This is a genomic window from Bacillus sp. lyk4-R2A-2 (assembly GCF_030209735.1).
GTDB classification, from domain to species: Bacteria; Bacillota; Bacilli; order Bacillales; family Bacillaceae; genus Bacillus; species Bacillus pumilus.
The window spans coordinates 532,382-550,037 of the sequence record NZ_JARVRK010000006.1; the positions used below are offsets into that span (position 1 = coordinate 532,382).

Genomic DNA, 17,656 nt, shown 5'->3' on the forward strand with positions numbered 1-17,656 from the left:
CGGGGACAAGCTAATATGACAGCTTCTTTCATTCAGTGGACAAGTCTTTTGATGAAGATAAGAGGCTCTTTATCAACTGATTTTACTGTTCGTCTTTATGAATAAAATTTAAGATGGTTGGATACACTAGTGATAAGCTTTTAAAATAAAGCATTCTATGATTCTTAAAAAAAATCAGCATGCCCCAATGGACACACTGATTTCTTTATGATTACGCGTTCAGATCTGATACAACTTGTTCTTGTGTCACATCTGCTGTTTCATCATTTACTCTTTCAATATCTGCACCGATTGCTGCAAGCTTCTGGTGGAAGTTCACATAACCACGATCGATATGCTTCAACTCAGTGACACGTGTATGACCTTCTGCTACTAATCCAGCAAGTACAAGTGCTGCTCCTGCTCTTAAATCAGTCGCTGACACTTCAGCACCTTGAAGTTGAACCGGCCCGTTGATAATGACAGAGCGACCCTCAATTTTAATATCACCATTCATACGGCGGAATTCTTCTGCATGCATAAAGCGGTTTTCAAATACCGTTTCTGTGATCATGCTTGTTCCGTTCGCACGAAGCAATAGCGCCATCATCTGAGATTGCATATCCGTTGGGAAACCAGGATGTGGCATTGTTTTTAGATCGATTGGCTTGAGCTCAGATGGTCCAATGACTCTTAAACCTTCTTCTTCTTCAATGATCTGAATACCCATTTCTTCCATTTTTGCTACAAGTGATGTCATGTGCTCCGGCACTGCGCCTTTCACAAGAACATTTCCTTCTGTAATGGCTGCTGCCACCATGAAAGTACCTGCTTCAATTCTGTCAGGGATGATGTTGTGTTTTGCACCGTGAAGTGTTTCCACACCTTCGATTTTGATTGTACCAGTACCAGCTCCGCGAACCTTACCACCCATGGCATTGATGTAGTTTGCCAAATCAACAATTTCAGGTTCTTTTGCTACGTTTTCTAAAATCGTTGTTCCTTCAGCTAATGCTGCTGCCATAATGATGTTTTCAGTTGCGCCAACACTTGGGAAATCCAAATAGATTTTCGCACCTTTTAAACGGCCTTGAACTTCAGCCTCGATGAAACCATTTCCTACTTGAATTTTAGCTCCCATTGCTTCAAAGCCTTTTAAATGCTGGTCAATTGGTCTTGAACCAATCGCACAGCCTCCAGGTAATGCAACTCTTGCATGACCTGTTCTTGCTAAAAGTGGTCCCATGACGAGCACAGACGCTCGCATTTTACGGACATACTCAAACGGAGCCTCAGTTTCTAGTGCATGAGATGCATCCACTGATACTTCGTTATTTTCAAAATGTACTTCTGCTCCTAAATGACGTAACACTTCATTGATTGTATATACATCGGAGAGCGTAGGTACATCACAAATTACGCTTTTTTCTGTACTTGCTAACAAAGATGCAGCGATAACTGGTAAAACGGCATTTTTTGCTCCTTCTACTTTAACTGTGCCGTTTAACTTTTGACCGCCGCGGACGATGATTTTTTCCAAGGTCTTCCCCTCCGCGTCCCAAATTCTCTATATTAATATTCAGTCGTTACGATTGGTGTGCCAACCGTAATCGTATGATTTTCGTTCATTTCCGAACTTCTGATGGCAATTTGAACATTCATTTTATCATTTGAAGTCATAATGAACTGTTCCCACTTATCTGTGTAAGCGGAAAGCGACACAAAATTAGACTCAACGAGATACTCAACTGGTTTTGCTTGAAATTCATTTGCTAACATTTCAGCCTTTTTTTGCAAAACAACATCCATCATACCATTTACATGACCATCGAGACAAGTAAAAATTACAAATTTCTCTTGTAATATGCTTTTTGCATGACGTACGAACTGATCATATGTATGCTTCCAGGTATTCAGTGGGCGAGCACCTTTTTGCTCATATAATAAATACGACTTTTGATTGGATTTTGTGTCGGTCTTCACGAGTAAAATTTTCGATAATGTATCATTTTTTTCATCTTTGTAAATTCCTGTGACTTTGGTGACATGTTCTTCTTCTTTTTCGGTCCACTCATACTGTCGTAGTTCGTCTCTCAAACGTTTCACTTTTTTTGAAAATTGTTCGGATGAAATGTCTACATTTGTTTTGGCGTGAAGAGTCCATCCATCTACTTCAATTTGCTGGCTTTTCAAACCTTCTGCTATTTGGACGAGCGGAGAAGATTCTTCCGCACGAACACCTTGAATCATCAGAACAAAAAAAAGAATAAACGCAAATAATGGCCAACCTTTTACATACTTTCTCACTTGTCATTCCCCCTTGCTACAAGTGTTGCCGCAAGGAGGTCTATGCATACGTGGAAAAGTCATCAAAGGCCATACTTTTGACACTTCTTTTTACGTTCCCGCATAAGGCAGTGACCAAACCTTTTATGTTAGAACATATAAGGTATTTGTTTGGAGAAATTTAAGTAATCAAGGAAGAAATTGCTGACTGCAGATGCAATAGCAATGGTAATGAGCATCATCAGCAATCTTGCCTGAATGATTTTCCCTTTTTTAATCAGTGGGTCAATATTAACGGCAAGCAATGTCCACCATGTAATCGCAATAAAAAACAGGTGGATCACAATACTAACAATTGCTTGTTGTCCTACGTCTTCCATACAGTTGAATCCTCCTTATATTTATTTCTGTAAAGGAAAACTCCCTTTCATTATATCCTCGAAAATCGGAAAGATGAATCATTTGGAAAAAAGAGCTACATTTAGAGTAAATCCCCTCTTATCCTGGTGCCAAGGAGATGATATACTGCGTGTGGAAGGAGCTGAACATATTGAAAGATTCTTTTCCTGACTTTGTTGATTTGTACGGAGAACTGGTTCCCTCATTTGATCATGAATGGGAGGCCATTGCTTTCTACTTTGATTATAGACAGACACAGCTAGAAGAATTGGCGCAATTGTGTCATTTTCATAACATTTCTTTGGATTATTCTGAGGAGAGCCTGTATCAGTTAGAAACACTTTACTTTGATGCATTTACCAAGCAGTTGTTTGCTGAGTGGAAAATGCCAATAGATGCATTAGAAGCGATGATGAGTGTATATATGGGAGAGGTTGTCCTCCGTCATCATTCTGATGCTGACTGGGTGGTACGTCCTTATATGGACTCTCCGCATCAATATACGCTGGGTTTGCGCCGGCACAATAAAACGTGGCATAGTACGCAGTTTTGCGAGCACTTATATCTTGAAAAACAGGATTCTCACCCGTATGTGTCAATGTACCAATCCCTCATGTCATTCTAAAAAAAATCCTTCTTATCATTGTGATAAGAAGGATTTTCTGTTTTATTTCCCTGCTACATTTAAACGGTTTAACGCCCGTTTTAATGCGAGTTCCGCCCGGCGTACATCACTTTCATTCGGGTGGTTCAAATGCTCTTCAGCACGCTGTTTCGCTGATTTCGCACGATCGACATCAACTTTATCTGATGTTTCAGCGGCCTGAGCAAGAATGGTTACTTGTTCAGGGCGGACTTCAACAAATCCGCCACTGACTGCAACCAATTCAGTTGATCCACTATGTTTTAAGCGAACTGCACCGATTTTTAGCGGAGCAACCATTGGAACGTGGCCAGCTAAAATACCAAGCTCACCGCTTTCTGCTCTGACACTGACCATTTCCACATCCGCTTGATACACTGGGCCGTCGGGAGTAACGATATTGACTTGAACGGTCTTCATGCTTTTACCCTCCTAAGGACCAGATTAGGCCTCTACACCCATCTCTTTGGCTTTTTCAACCACTTCTTCAATGCGTCCAACTAAGCGGAATGCATCTTCTGGAAGGTGATCGTATTTACCAGATAAGATTTCCTTGAAGCCTTTAACAGTTTCTTTCAATGGCACGTAAGAACCTTTTTGGCCAGTGAACTGCTCTGCTACGTGGAAGTTTTGAGATAGGAAGAATTGAACACGACGCGCTCTGTGTACCACAAGCTTATCGTCCTCTGATAATTCATCCATACCTAAAATGGCAATGATATCTTGTAGTTCTTTATAACGCTGCAATGTTTGCTGCACTTCACGCGCAATGGCATAGTGCTCTTCGCCAACGATCTCAGGTGCAAGTGCACGAGATGTTGAAGCAAGAGGATCAACCGCTGGGTAAATACCCATTTCAGTCAGCTTACGCTCAAGGTTTGTCGTTGCATCAAGGTGAGCGAACGTTGTTGCTGGAGCTGGATCCGTGTAGTCATCCGCAGGTACATAGATCGCTTGAATCGATGTAACCGATCCTACGTTTGTAGACGTGATACGCTCTTGCAGCTGACCCATTTCTGTTGCAAGTGTCGGCTGATAACCTACCGCTGAAGGCATACGTCCAAGAAGGGCTGATACTTCAGAACCTGCTTGTGTAAAGCGATAGATGTTATCGATGAAGAACAATACGTCTTGACCTAGTTCATCACGGAAATGCTCTGCCATTGTCAAACCAGTTAGGGCAACACGCATACGTGCACCTGGTGGCTCGTTCATTTGACCGAAGACCATGGCTGTTTTTTCGATAACGCCAGAATCTTTCATTTCGTAGTAAAGGTCGTTTCCTTCACGTGTACGCTCTCCAACACCAGCGAATACAGAAATACCGCCGTGTTCTTGTGCGATGTTGTTGATCAATTCTTGAATCAGAACGGTTTTACCTACACCGGCTCCACCGAATAGACCGATCTTTCCGCCCTTGATGTAAGGAGCAAGAAGGTCAACAACTTTAATACCCGTTTCAAGAATTTCAACTTCTGTAGAAAGTTGATCAAAAGAAGGCGCTTGTCTGTGGATTGGATCTCTTTGAGCTTCCACACCAAGTGGCTCATCTAAGTCAATATTATCTCCCAGTACGTTGAATACGCGTCCAAGTGTTACGTTACCAACTGGTACTGAAATTGGTTTTCCAAGGTCTACAGCTTCCATACCGCGCTTCACACCATCTGTTGATGCCATTGCGATGGTTCTGACTGTATTATCACCTAAATGTAGTGCTACTTCTAAAGTTAAGTCGATCGTAACTTCACTTTCACTTTCCGCTTTATGCGAAACTCTGATCGCATTATAAATCTCAGGCAAGTGACCGTCTTCAAAATGAACGTCTACGACTGGTCCCATGATCTGACTGATGCGTCCTGTTTTCATTGCATTCCCTCCTGACAATTATTTCTATTCTAAGGCAGCTGCTCCGCCGACAATTTCTGTAATCTCTTGTGTAATCGCTGCTTGACGAGCACGGTTGTAAGAGAGTGTCAGGCCGTCGATCAATTCCTTTGCGTTGTCTGTTGCACTCTTCATTGCTGTCATTCTTGCAGCATGTTCACTTGCTTTGCTGTCAAGAAGCGCACCGAAAATCAAACTCTCTGCATATTGAGGAAGGAGAACTTCAAGAATTTCTTCTTCAGAAGGCTCAAACTCATAAGATGCGGAACGTTTATTGGGTGTCGCTGCGGCCGAAATGTCCGTTAGCGGCAATAATTTCTTCTCTGTTACTTCTTGTGAAATGGCACTGACAAAGTGGTTGTAGAACATGTAAAGTTCGTCAAACGCTTCATCAGAGAACATTTGAACTGTACTGCTTGCTAATTCTTTAATATCAGCAAACGCTACTTCGTCTCCAAGCCCTGTGACTTCAGAAATAACAGGAATACCGCGCTTTTTGAAGAAGTCGCGTCCGATTTTACCAATCACAATCACCGCATATTCATCAGCAGATTGATGACGAGATTGAATGGTTTGGTAAGCGGCACGCAAAATCGAGCTGTTAAAAGGTCCTGCAAGTCCTCGATCAGATGTAATGACGAGATACCCTGTTTTCTTGACAGGTCTTGAAAGAAGCATTGGGTGCTTAGCACTTGTTCCAGTTGCGATTGCAGCAACGACTTCCTGGATTTTTTCCATGTAGGGAACAAAAGACTTCGCATTGTTTTCAGCACGATTCAGTTTCGCAGCTGATACCATTTGCATCGCTTTTGTGATCTGACTCGATTTTTTCGTTGACGTGATCCTTGACTTTATATCGCGTAATGAGGCCAAAGATTTCACCACCTTTTTTCAGGAATCCGTGTTCATTTACGTGAAAAGAGAGAAAAAGAGAATCTTTTTCTCTCGGAAAGATTACTAATTAGTTGCTTGGTGCAAACGTACGTTTAAAGCCTTCGATTGCTGTATTCCACTCTTCATCAGCAGGCATGTTTCCTGTTTGAGAGATCGTGTCAAACAAGCCTTTATGGTTTTCTTCAATGTACATGAATAACTCAGCTTCGAAACGTTTGACATCAGCAATCGCGACATCGTCTAAGTATCCTCTTGTAAGTGCATAAAGAATCGCTACTTGTTTTTCAACTTTAAGCGGTTTGTTCAAGTCTTGTTTTAAGACTTCAACTGTTCTAGCACCACGGTTTAATTTTGCTTGAGTCGCTTGGTCTAGATCAGATCCAAATTGAGCGAATGCTTCAAGCTCACGATAAGAAGCAAGATCCAGACGAAGTGTACCTGCTACCTTTTTCATCGCTTTGATTTGTGCAGAACCACCTACACGGGATACAGACAATCCTGCGTTTACTGCTGGACGTACGCCTGAGAAGAAGAGGTCAGATTGTAAGAAAATCTGTCCATCTGTGATTGAAATAACGTTTGTTGGGATATATGCAGAGATATCGCCAGCTTGCGTTTCTACGAAAGGCAATGCTGTGATAGAACCGCCACCCTTTTCGTCACTAAGCTTCGCTGCACGCTCTAATAAACGAGAGTGAAGATAGAAAACATCACCAGGGAATGCCTCACGACCTGGAGGACGACGAAGCAATAATGAAAGCTCACGGTAAGCTGCCGCTTGTTTAGAAAGGTCATCATACACAACAAGTACGTGCTTGCCGTTATACATGAATTCCTCACCCATCGTTACACCTGCATAAGGAGCAAGGTAAAGAAGTGGGGCTGGCTGTGATGCAGAAGCTGTGACTACAATTGTGTAATCAAGCGCACCATGCTTACGAAGTGTTTCAACAACACCACGAACCGTTGATTCTTTTTGTCCGATTGCTACATAAATACAGATCATGTCTTGATCTTTTTGGTTTAGGATCGTATCAATTGCAACAGATGTTTTACCTGTTTGACGGTCACCAATGATCAATTCACGCTGTCCGCGTCCGATTGGAATCAAGGCATCAATTGCTTTAATCCCTGTTTGAAGCGGCTCATGAACAGATTTACGATCCATAACGCCTGGTGCTTCACTTTCGATTGGACGAGTTTTGCTTGTTAAAATTGGACCTAGTCCATCAACAGGCTGACCAAGTGGGTTCACAATACGTCCGATTAACTCTTCACCAACTGGAACCTCCATGATACGACCTGTACGTTTTACATCGTCACCTTCGCGGATATCTTTGTAAGGTCCTAAAATAACGATACCTACGTTAGACTCCTCAAGGTTTTGAGCCATACCCATTACACCGTTAGAGAACTCAACCAGCTCTCCTGCCATAATGTTGTCAAGGCCATGTACACGCGCGATACCGTCCCCTACTTGGATGACTGTACCGACATCTTTTACTTCAATTTCAGATTGATAGTTTTGGATTTGCTGCTTTATCAGCGCGCTAATCTCTTCAGCTTTGATACTCACTAAGGTTTCACCCCTTCTAACGATTTTCGCCTGCAAGCTGACGTTCAATGCGGGAAAGCTTTCCGCTGACACTGCCGTCATAAATGCGGTTTCCGATACGGATTTTCACTCCGCCTATTAGATCCTTGTCAATCACATTTTCAACACGCAGTGATGTGACTCCGGCTTTTTTGGCAAATACTTCAGATAAAGATTGAATTTCAGCACCGCTCAGCGGTTTCACTGAATACACGATCGCATCGTCTATTTGTTTCGTGCGGTTTGCCAGTTTCACAAACTCAGACGTCATTTCAGAGAAAATATTTGTGCGTCCGCGGTCAATTAATAAATACATTGTGTGCAATACATGTGTCGAAACACCTTTGAAAGCTTCTGCAATCAAATGTTTCTTTTTGTCTGCCGTAATCTTTGGATGAACAAGAAAGTCATTCAATTCTTGGTCAGCCTTTAGAACTTTTTTGATCTCATTCAGCTCTTTTTCAGTTTCGTCTACTGCCGAAGAAGCAAGAACGATGTCAAAAAGAGCAGAAGCGTAACGCTTAGAGACAATAGTCACGCTCATCGGCTTTCGCCTGCCTCTTTAAGATACTCTTGAATCAATTTCTCTTGTGCTTGCTCATCAAGTTCTCTTTCAATCACTTTAGATGCAATAAGTACAGATAGTGATGCAACCTGCTCGCGCAGTGCAGCCACAGCTTGTTCTTTTTCTTTCACGATTTCAGTTCTAGCAGACTCTTTCAAGCGCTCTGACTCTTGACGTGCTGCTTGAATGATCTCTTCTTTTTGTTTCTCACCAATCTTTTTCGCATTTTCGATGAGTGTATGTGATTCTTCGCGTGCTTCTTTCAATAAGACACGTTGTTCTTCAAGAAGCTTTTCAGCTTGAACGTGCTTTTGTTCAGCACTTGAAATTTCATTTCCTATATAATCTTCACGCTGTTTCATAATCCCTAATAAAGGCTTAAGCGCAAATTTCTTTAAAAGTGCAAGCAAGATGAGCATAGCGATCAGCTGGAATATCATATCCCCGGCGTTGAAACTTAAGCCACCTGCTCCTAAAACCACTGGTAACTGAGACATTTAGTACGGCAACTCCCTTCTTTAAATAATATGTTAAGAAACAAAACATAAAGGAATGGCGAAGTTTCGAACTAATCTGATCTTCGCCATTAAAATTCATATTAGAACGCTTCTCACATATTAACCAAAGAATGCCAAGAATGCGATAACGACAGCGATAATTGGAAGTGCCTCAACTAAAGCTACCCCGATGAACATAAGAGTTCTTAGTTCTCTACCAGCTTCTGGCTGACGAGCGATTCCTTCAACTGTTTTAGATACGATTAGACCGTTACCAATACCTGCTCCTAGTGCTCCCAAACCGATTGCAATTGCTGCTGCTATTAAATTCATTAAAAAGCTCCTCCTTTAAAATAACGTCCTTTTTGGACTCTCAATTTTTTAGTGTTCGTCGCTGACTTTATGAGAAATGTACACCATTGTCAGCATGGTGAAGATAAATGCTTGGATTGTTCCGACAAACAAACTAAATGCCTGCCATACAATCATCGGCACGATGGCACCTAATGTACCAACAATACCAAGCGCAATGTTTTGCGTGTAGAAATTGGTCGCAAGTCCTGCAAGCAAACCAAGAAGAATCTCTCCAGCAAAAATGTTTCCATAAAGACGCAAACCAAGTGTTAGCGTGTTTGCAAATTCTTCAATAAGTTTCAATGGTACTAAAAGCGGAATTGGTCTAAAGTAGTCTTTCGTATATTCCTTGACTCCTTTTGCCTTGACACCGTAGTAATGTGTCAATCCCATGACCATAATCGCTAGTGTCATTGTAATTGCAGGGTCTGCTGTTGGTGATTTCCACCACAAGTTGTGATCGACCGTAATCGAAAATGGCAGTCCAAGCATGTTTGAAACAAATATGTACATGAGTAATGTAACGCCAAGCGCTAGAAATGGGGCTCCTGTTTTCATGTCCATCGAACTACCTATGATATTTCGAACAAAATCAACAATCCATTCCATGAAGTTCTGCGCCTTTGTCGGACGAATAGACAGAACACGAGTAGTCAGCACCGCTATGAGAAGAACGATGATACTAGCAATCGTAATCATGAGAACATTGGATAAGTTGAACGTTAACCCTAAAAATTCTGTCGTTTTTGAACTGTGACCCAAAGAGTATTCACCTCTCTTCCATAGTAGAACGTTTAAGTTGAATGAAGGAATCTATCATAATGACAGGATATATTGTCATTAATCCTATAACAACACCTGCCAGATGAACTTCATTAGGGTAACGCCAAGCAATCGCTACTGCGAGAATTGCGTTGGCCCACCTGGCTGTACTTCCCATTGAACGAATGGATTTTCCTTTTTTAACCGCTCGATCAAAAGCGTGCATTCTCCGTATAAGTAGGAATAAATTAAAGAAAGCAAAAATTGTGCCGATAATCAAACCAAGAAACAGTGGTTTAAAACCAGGCATGGCATAGCCAAACACAAAAATTGCCAATAGATAGAACATGTATTTACTCTGTCTGCGGAAAATCGCGTTTGGATCGTTCATTCATCTGACTCCCGATGAAAAATATTGTAAAAAAGGTAATAAATGGTGATGAAAACTGCGTAGAAGACGCTTATGATAAGCAGTCCTGTTCGAAAAAAATCAATCACCCATCGGTCTAATTGCACAATCAGACTTGAAATCTAAAGATCTATGGGATGTTGCTTCATTCGCTGATACAAACCCTGATAATTAAAGGGTTCACAATGAGGATTAGTAGAGTGCTATAGGCTATGAAAACCTTACCATAATACCCTCGTTTAGCATACAATAGCGTCTATGATGTGTCAATCCGTTGAAAGTTAAAAAACTTTTCTATAATGATAGAGCACACAAAATGTTCACAATTTCATCAAACTTTAGGAGACACGTGACATTCATTGAAAAAAACAGCTAATGTTCAGTATACATTGATTTTTCTAAGAACGATATCAACCGTTTGTCATATATTTCAAAAAGCCCACATGCACGTTTGCATGTGGGCTTTTATTAAAACATGTTATTTCGTTCCATACATACGGTCACCAGCATCACCAAGACCTGGGATAATGTAGCCTTTTTCGTTCAATTTCTCATCTAATGCTGCAATGTAGATATCAACGTCAGGATGGTGCTTTTGCATTTCTTCTACACCTTCAGGAGCAGCAATCAGACACATGAAGCGAATGTTTTTCGCTCCGCGTTTTTTCAAGCTGTTCAATGCTTCGACTGCTGAACCGCCAGTTGCAAGCATTGGATCTACTACGATAAATTCACGCTCTTCCACATCAGATGGAAGCTTCACATAATATTCAATAGGCTTTAATGTTTTCGGATCACGGTATAAACCGACATGTCCCACTTTAGCAGCTGGAATGAGTTTCAAAATCCCGTCCACCATACCAAGACCTGCTCTTAAAATTGGCACAACACCGAGTTTCTTCCCTGAGATCACGTTTGATTTCGCTACTTGTACAGGTGTTTCTACATCTACCTCTTCAAGCGGTAAGTCTCTTGTGATTTCAAATGCCATTAATGTTGCGACTTCATCCACTAGCTCTCTAAATTCTTTTGTTCCTGTATGAACGTCACGAATATATGTAAGTTTGTGTTGAATAAGCGGGTGATCAAATACATAAACCTTTGCCATTGCTTGCTACAACTCCTTTTCTGTCATCTTCCGGTGAACTTTGCACACTTCCTACAATTCTACATAAAAAGACATCATCTTTCAATATGATTCGCAAATCCTACAAAAAAAAACCCACATGCCAAAAATAGGCAAATGGGTCTGCTTTTTAATAATCTAATTCGTTATATAAAGGGAAGCGGGCAGTCAGATCAGATACACGCTTTTTCGCTTCTTCTAATTTCGCTTCATCTTCATGATGTTTTAGAGCAAGCGCAATAATGGAACCGACTTCTTTCATTGCCTCTTGATCGAAACCGCGGCTTGTCACTGCTGCTGTGCCAACACGTACACCACTTGTGACAAAAGGTTTTTCTGGATCATAAGGAATCGCATTTTTGTTCACTGTAATACCGATTTCATCAAGAACATTTTCTGCAATTTTTCCTGTGATACCAAGAGAACGCAAGTCGATGAGAACAAGATGGTTATCCGTTCCACCGGATACAAGCTGAATATCTTCAGATAAAAGGGTTTCAGCTAGCTGCTTTGCATTGTCAATGACGTTTTGTGCATATGTTTTGAAATCTCCGTTCAATACTTCACCGAAAGAAACAGCTTTTGCAGAGATGACATGCATCAGTGGTCCACCTTGAATACCAGGGAAGATCGATTTGTCGATCTTTTTACCAAACTCTTCACGGCATAGAATCATTCCGCCGCGAGGTCCACGCAATGTTTTGTGAGTCGTCGTTGTCACAAAATCTGCATAAGGAACTGGATTTGGATGAAGACCTACTGCAACAAGACCTGCAATGTGAGCCATGTCGACCATAAAGTAAGCACCGACTTCATCCGCAATCTCACGGAACTTTTTGAAATCAATTTGACGTGGGTATGCACTTGCACCCGCAACAATTAGCTTTGGCTTATGTTCACGTGCTTTTTCAAGTACATCTTGATAGTCGATATGCTGCGTTTCTTTATCAACACCATATTCTACAAAGTTGTACTGTACACCACTAAAGTTAACAGGGCTTCCGTGCGTTAAATGCCCGCCATGTGATAAGTTCATACCTAGCACTGTATCGCCATGCTCAAGAATGGTAAAGTATACGGCCATGTTCGCTTGAGCACCTGAGTGAGGCTGTACGTTCACATACTCAGCGCCAAAAATTTCTTTTGCGCGGTCACGTGCGATATCTTCTACAACGTCTACATGTTCACAACCGCCATAGTAGCGTTTACCAGGGTAACCCTCTGCATATTTGTTTGTTAATACAGAGCCCTGCGCTTCCATGACTGCTTCGCTTACAAAGTTTTCTGATGCAATTAATTCAATTTTGTCTTGCTGGCGTTTCCGCTCTAGTTGAATTGCCTTGAATACTTGTGCGTCTTGCTCAGGTAAATGTTTCATCAGCGAAATCCTCTCCAATCTATTTCCATTCGATGTTTTCACCATCTCATTGTACACGGTTTTTGAGTGAAATGTAAAAGTTTTTTTGGAAAATTGACTTCTTTTTTGCGAAAAACCGAATATTCAAGTGGTGAAGCGCCTTCATCATTCAACATTATATTAGAAATATATCTTAGCTAAGATTTTGTATAAACCGCTCGTTCTCCGCCAATCAGCTTCGGACGCGTTTTCGCAAACGTCACATGTGCATGTCCTAATTGATGACGACTAAGGCGAACAGGTACAGCGACTCTCTTTAGATGCATCCCAATGAATGTATCACCGATATCGATCCCAGCATGCGCCTCGATGGATTCAACTAACACAGGATGTTCCATGTGCTGATACGCATGAGCCGCCATCGAACCACCCGCCTTTCGGACAGGTACTGCCGCCACAATCTCTAGATTAAGCCGGAAAGCCACTTCTTCCTCCACAACAAGAGCACGATTCAAATGCTCACAGCACTGGAAAGCGACCTCAATGCCGGTCTCTCGTCTTAGCTGATCCAATTCTTGATAAATGGACGCAGCTATTTGCTCACTTCCTGCTGTCCCAATATGCTCACCAGCCACTTCTGATGTACTGCAGCCGATCACTAAGATTTGCCCAGCACGCAGTTCGACCATTTGATGAAACTCTTTTAACATTTCAAGCCAATCTTGACCAATGTTCATGTTAAGCGCTCCTTATAGGTGCTTTTCTTCGTAATCAGCGATCTTACCAATCCGTACAGCATGTCGTCCTGCCGTAAATTCTGTTGTCAGCCAAATGTGTGCAATCTCACGTGCTAATCCAGGTCCAATGACTCGTTCTCCCATTGCAAGGACGTTTGTATCATTATGTTCTCTAGTCGCTTTCGCACTAAATGTATCATGTGCCAGCGCGCAGCGAATTCCTTTTACTTTGTTTGCTGAGATACTCATACCGATGCCTGTCCCGCAAATTAAAATGCCGCGGTCCACTTCTCCGTTTGCCACCATGTTAGCTACAGGAAAAGCATAATCTGGGTAGTCTACAGAACCTGATCCACATTCACAACCCATATCAATGTATTCAATCTTCAATTCATCCATCAGTTGTTTGATTTCTTCACGAATATTCGTTCCGCCGTGATCGGATGCAATAGCTACTTTCATCGGGCAATTCCTCCTAAGGTTGAGTTGATCTGTTATGCCTTACATTTATTCTTTATTTACAGTTATATTTTAACCTCTGCTTAGTCATTTGCAAACAAAAGCAGAAAAACCGTTGATGCAACGGTTTTACAGGTTGTCCATTATGAGGACGTCTGATCCTTTTTCAATTTCTCAGCCAGCTGCTGGAGCAATGCTTCAAGTTCATCACGTGTTTCCTGATAAACAGACAGGCTTCCTCCAAATGGATCGGATACATCGCCTTCTGTCCCTGTCGCGAATTCCTTTAGAGTGAAAATCTTGTCTTTTGCATGTGCATATTGCTCCACAATCAACTGTTTATGCTGCATGGTCATGGTGAAGACGTAATCAGCTGCTCGCAGAAGATCCTCTGTCAGTTTTGCTGAAGAGTGATTCAGTGGAATGCTTTTCTCAAATAGTGCTTCGACCGCTTGAGGAGAAGCCTTCCCAGCATCTGAGGCAAAAATGCCCGCTGATTTAACAGTGACCTCTAAACCTTTCTCTTGTGCAATTGAAGCAAAAAGGGCTTGAGCCATCGGACTTCTGCATGTATTTCCCGTACAAACAAATAAGATTTTCATCTTTCGCCCTCCTTTTCTTCTATTATATAGCATTTCATTCTACATGTTATGTAAGGAGACTGACTAGAGCGGAAATAATAATTTGATACCAAAGGCTAGTAAAATGATTCCGCCAAGCGCTCCGCTATATGATCCCACCCATGAACGGACCTGTTTACCGAGTAATAATCCAAGCCATGTGAGGATCATACTAAAAAAACCAAACAATAAAATGGTCATCCATACGCGAGAACCGTAAATTCCGAGGCTTAAACCAACGGAAAAACTATCTAAGCTGACACTTGTTGCAAAAAGAACAAGACCAGCGCCAACAGGTGCGATAAATGGTTTATCTTCTTTGCGAATAGACGCAATGATCATTTGCAGCCCGAGCACCAAAAGCAGCGCCCCGCCGATATAGGTGGCAAGGAGGCCGAGCCAGCCTGATAGGAGCTGACCTGTTAGCATGCCAAAAAGCGGCATAAACATATGGAATATCCCAATGACAAGTCCAATATAAATGATCTGGCGGAACCTCAGCTGAATCATTCCCATGCCAAGTCCAACCGAAAAAGCATCCATCCCCAGTGCAAAAGCCATGATACTGAGCGTCAGCAATTCGCCAGCTAGTTCGTACATGTAAATCCCCCTTGGACACGCATTCTCCTTTAACCTATGTTTGTCCAAGAAGGGTTAGAACTATTTGAATGAAGAGAGAGTGCGCCCTCCTGCCGCTTTTTGCAGACGGTTCATAATTGCTGAACCCACTCCCTGCTCTGAAAAGGCTTCTGAAATAATGACATCTACATCTGTCTCATCAAATTGTCTCAGCACACGATATAAGTTTGCCGCTATCGTTTCAGGTTTTTCTCTCCACCCACAGCTGAAAACAACATCTGCCGCAAACAACGATTTCTTTTCTTCTGTTGTCAGCACACCAACTATTAAACCTTCTGCCTGGTATGTTTGAATGTGACGCTGCATCTCTTCATCACTTCCAAAAAAGAGATACATCTTAGCTTCAGGGGCGTAGTGTGTGTATTTCATCCCTGGCGATACAGGCGCTTCGTCCTTTTTTGTCAGCCCTGGGTCAATACTAACCGTTCCTACTACCTCTTCTAAAGCTTCTTTTGTAATCCCGCCCGGCCTTAGGATGACTGGAATCTCGTCGACACAGGATACAACCGTTGACTCAACGCCAATACCAGTTGAACCACCATCGACAATTCCAGCGATTTTTCCATCGAGATCACTCGCTACATGGTCAGCTTGTGTTGGTGATGGTTTGCCTGAACGGTTGGCACTTGGTGCGGCAATCGGCAGGCCAGCCGTTCGGATGAGCTCAAGCGCAATCGGATGGTCAGGCATTCTCACACCGACCGTGGATAAACCTGCCGTGACCTGCTTTGATAAAGTGCCCGGCTTACACGGAAGAACAATGGTTAATGCACCCGGCCAAAAGGCATCCATCAATGCCTTTGCTTTTTCGCTTTCTATTTGCGCAAATTCATGAAGCTGCTCAATTTCCGCAATGTGGACAATCAATGGATTATCACTTGGACGCCCTTTCGCTTCATATATTTTCATGACAGCTTCTGTCTCTTTCGCATTAGCCCCTAGTCCATACACCGTCTCTGTCGGAAAAGCGACCACTTCGTTTTGCTGCAATAACAACGCTGCCTGTTCAATTTGTGGATAGTATGTGGATAAATTCTTTTCTAAATCCACAGACCACCTTCTTGTATTTAACATCATACAAACTCCTTTTAAAAAAGATAAAACTGTTGATATATCTCAATTATCCTTTTGAAAGTATAAAAGATGATGACCAATAAAACAAGCGTTGTCCACAATTTGTGGATAACGCTTGTTTAACGGTGGATAAGTATGTGTATAAGTTCAATATATTGTGATTAACTGGCTTTTTTTTGAAGAACCACTGCCTGTTCTTTCGCTAAGATCTCTTTTGCATGTGCAGATACCCACATACTTTCTGGAATATCCTCTAAAGCCGTGAAGCCCATCAATGCCAAAAAGTCATGTGAGGAGGAGTGGTTGGTGACGACATAAAACGTATCCACACCTATTTTCCCTCCGAGCGTTTGAACACTTTGGAACAAAGATACGATGTGTCCCTGACCTAGTTTATCTGATATGACAAGAGACCGCAGCAGGCCCTCTTGTTCACTAAGCTGTTCAAGACCTAAACACCCTGCCAGCTGACCTTCTGCATCTTCCATGACAACAAATGTCGTACGCTCTGCAAGCGTGACGCCGCCTTTCGCTTGTCCTTTTTCAAGAAAAGCATTGATCGCTGGGGCATCTTCTTCTGTGGCTATTCTTAATTGATAAAACATGCTTTCACCTCTTTTTGATCTCTTACTTCAACTCTATGAGGCAAAAACAGATTTATACCTTTTTTAGGAGAAAAGACTAGAAACCCATTCGAATAAAAAGAATTTCACTTCACCCGTCTCTTCTTTCTCTTCTTTGACCACTTCATTCACAGACTCATCTGTTTGCTGTGCTGCCACTTCGTTATCCTCATCCCCCTCTGGCGACGCGATGGCTTCTCCATTTGAAAAATCGATAAAGCAGAGCGGCGGGAATAACACACACCACCAATTGGCTCCATCCCCTTCTCCAAGCGTAATTAAAATGGCTTCATATTTCCCTGCAGGATAGACGAAATTTCCATAGAGCTTTGTTGGAAATGAGGCTTTTTGAAAACTGACTGATACGGATTGATCAATGTGCTGCTCCTTCAATTTCGCTTTGGCAATGCGATTGATTTCTGGCAGCTTGGACCGAATCACACGTCTTGCTTCTTCAATGGATGTAAGGTCTTTGACCCATTCTGTCATATTGGCATTGACTTCGTCTCGAATGCTTCTTTTCACATCCTGATCTGCTGAACGATCACTATTTGCTAAAATGCGTAATCGAATGGCTTCCTCTGGTATCACAACAGGCTGATTTGCAGAAGCAGCCGCTGTCTCCTCTCTGCCAAGGTTTGCAAAAGCACCGCATAATAATAGAAACATATAAAGACAAATCATCATTTTACTTTTAAACATGATGTGTTCCCCCCACTTTTTCTCTTCGCTACAAACATTGTGTCCAGGAAACC

22 protein-coding genes are annotated in these 17,656 nt (G+C 42.1%); 1 reads left to right on the forward strand and 21 read right to left on the reverse strand.

Annotation, left to right across the window (positions count from 1 at the left end; all coding sequences use genetic code 11):
* Positions 1-211: 211 nt before the first annotated feature.
* From murA to QRN39_RS13595, 3 genes are all read right to left on the reverse strand, one after another.
* Positions 212-1,519 (reverse strand): UDP-N-acetylglucosamine 1-carboxyvinyltransferase, encoded by a 1,308-nt coding sequence (murA, locus tag QRN39_RS13585; protein ID WP_003214862.1) that lies wholly within the window; start codon positions 1,517-1,519, stop codon positions 212-214.
* 32 nt (positions 1,520-1,551) lie between these two features.
* Positions 1,552-2,286 carry a YwmB family TATA-box binding protein gene (locus tag QRN39_RS13590; RefSeq protein ID WP_212045629.1) on the reverse strand — a complete coding sequence of 245 codons (735 nt, stop codon included), beginning with the start codon at positions 2,284-2,286 and terminating at the stop codon, positions 1,552-1,554.
* 128 nt (positions 2,287-2,414) lie between these two features.
* On the reverse strand, positions 2,415-2,645 hold the full coding sequence (locus QRN39_RS13595) for a DUF1146 family protein (protein WP_284907423.1): 231 nt from the start codon (positions 2,643-2,645) through the stop codon (positions 2,415-2,417).
* A gap of 137 nt (positions 2,646-2,782) precedes the next feature.
* Between QRN39_RS13595 and QRN39_RS13600 the strand changes: the two genes are divergently transcribed.
* A complete protein-coding gene (locus QRN39_RS13600; protein WP_372706098.1) occupies positions 2,783-3,289 on the forward strand; it encodes a hypothetical protein in 507 nt (168 codons plus the stop codon).
* 42 nt (positions 3,290-3,331) lie between these two features.
* Here the strand turns inward: QRN39_RS13600 and QRN39_RS13605 are convergent, their stop codons facing one another.
* The 18 genes from QRN39_RS13605 to spoIIR form a co-directional block, all read right to left on the reverse strand.
* Entirely contained in the window at positions 3,332-3,727 is a 396-nt protein-coding gene (locus QRN39_RS13605; RefSeq protein WP_003214592.1) for a F0F1 ATP synthase subunit epsilon, read from the reverse strand.
* A gap of 24 nt (positions 3,728-3,751) precedes the next feature.
* A complete protein-coding gene (gene atpD, locus QRN39_RS13610) occupies positions 3,752-5,173 on the reverse strand; it encodes a F0F1 ATP synthase subunit beta (protein ID WP_034660283.1) in 1,422 nt (473 codons plus the stop codon).
* 24 nt (positions 5,174-5,197) lie between these two features.
* A complete protein-coding gene (locus tag QRN39_RS13615; RefSeq protein WP_003214656.1) occupies positions 5,198-6,064 on the reverse strand; it encodes a F0F1 ATP synthase subunit gamma in 867 nt (288 codons plus the stop codon).
* 88 nt (positions 6,065-6,152) lie between these two features.
* Positions 6,153-7,661 (reverse strand): F0F1 ATP synthase subunit alpha, encoded by a 1,509-nt coding sequence (gene atpA / locus QRN39_RS13620; RefSeq protein ID WP_003214775.1) that lies wholly within the window; start codon positions 7,659-7,661, stop codon positions 6,153-6,155.
* A 16-nt stretch (positions 7,662-7,677) separates the two neighbouring features.
* A complete protein-coding gene (locus QRN39_RS13625) occupies positions 7,678-8,223 on the reverse strand; it encodes a F0F1 ATP synthase subunit delta (RefSeq protein WP_012011549.1) in 546 nt (181 codons plus the stop codon).
* Positions 8,220-8,741: a F0F1 ATP synthase subunit B gene (gene atpF, locus QRN39_RS13630; protein WP_003214532.1), complete on the reverse strand. Its 522-nt coding sequence runs from the start codon at positions 8,739-8,741 to the stop codon at positions 8,220-8,222. Before atpF ends, QRN39_RS13625 begins: the two co-directional genes overlap by 4 nt.
* 120 nt (positions 8,742-8,861) lie before the next feature.
* Positions 8,862-9,074, reverse strand: a complete 213-nt coding sequence (gene atpE / locus QRN39_RS13635; RefSeq protein ID WP_003214968.1) for a F0F1 ATP synthase subunit C — start codon at positions 9,072-9,074, stop codon at positions 8,862-8,864.
* A 48-nt stretch (positions 9,075-9,122) separates the two neighbouring features.
* Positions 9,123-9,857: a F0F1 ATP synthase subunit A gene (gene atpB, locus QRN39_RS13640; protein WP_003215198.1), complete on the reverse strand. Its 735-nt coding sequence runs from the start codon at positions 9,855-9,857 to the stop codon at positions 9,123-9,125.
* A 7-nt stretch (positions 9,858-9,864) separates the two neighbouring features.
* Positions 9,865-10,248 carry an ATP synthase subunit I gene (locus QRN39_RS13645; protein WP_003215321.1) on the reverse strand — a complete coding sequence of 128 codons (384 nt, stop codon included), beginning with the start codon at positions 10,246-10,248 and terminating at the stop codon, positions 9,865-9,867.
* 496 nt (positions 10,249-10,744) lie between these two features.
* Positions 10,745-11,374, reverse strand: a complete 630-nt coding sequence (gene upp / locus QRN39_RS13650; protein WP_284907426.1) for a uracil phosphoribosyltransferase — start codon at positions 11,372-11,374, stop codon at positions 10,745-10,747.
* A gap of 148 nt (positions 11,375-11,522) precedes the next feature.
* Positions 11,523-12,770 (reverse strand): serine hydroxymethyltransferase, encoded by a 1,248-nt coding sequence (glyA, locus tag QRN39_RS13655; RefSeq protein WP_012011552.1) that lies wholly within the window; start codon positions 12,768-12,770, stop codon positions 11,523-11,525.
* Between the two features lie 176 nt (positions 12,771-12,946).
* Positions 12,947-13,486, reverse strand: coding sequence for a TIGR01440 family protein (locus tag QRN39_RS13660; protein ID WP_003214786.1), 540 nt, complete (start codon positions 13,484-13,486; stop codon positions 12,947-12,949).
* 12 nt (positions 13,487-13,498) lie between these two features.
* Entirely contained in the window at positions 13,499-13,948 is a 450-nt protein-coding gene (rpiB, locus tag QRN39_RS13665; RefSeq protein WP_003214714.1) for a ribose 5-phosphate isomerase B, read from the reverse strand.
* A gap of 140 nt (positions 13,949-14,088) precedes the next feature.
* Positions 14,089-14,547 carry a low molecular weight protein arginine phosphatase gene (locus QRN39_RS13670; RefSeq protein WP_284907427.1) on the reverse strand — a complete coding sequence of 153 codons (459 nt, stop codon included), beginning with the start codon at positions 14,545-14,547 and terminating at the stop codon, positions 14,089-14,091.
* 63 nt (positions 14,548-14,610) lie between these two features.
* Entirely contained in the window at positions 14,611-15,165 is a 555-nt protein-coding gene (locus tag QRN39_RS13675) for a manganese efflux pump MntP (RefSeq protein ID WP_050944441.1), read from the reverse strand.
* Positions 15,166-15,225: 60 nt separating this feature from the next.
* Positions 15,226-16,278, reverse strand: coding sequence for an L-threonylcarbamoyladenylate synthase (locus QRN39_RS13680; protein ID WP_284907428.1), 1,053 nt, complete (start codon positions 16,276-16,278; stop codon positions 15,226-15,228).
* Between the two features lie 161 nt (positions 16,279-16,439).
* The gene (locus QRN39_RS13685; protein WP_284907429.1) at positions 16,440-16,883 is read right to left on the reverse strand and encodes a GNAT family N-acetyltransferase; all 444 of its coding nucleotides are present in this window, start codon (positions 16,881-16,883) and stop codon (positions 16,440-16,442) included.
* Positions 16,884-16,946: 63 nt separating this feature from the next.
* Positions 16,947-17,603 (reverse strand): stage II sporulation protein R, encoded by a 657-nt coding sequence (gene spoIIR, locus QRN39_RS13690; protein WP_251190692.1) that lies wholly within the window; start codon positions 17,601-17,603, stop codon positions 16,947-16,949.
* Between the last annotated feature and the right edge of the window lie 53 nt (positions 17,604-17,656).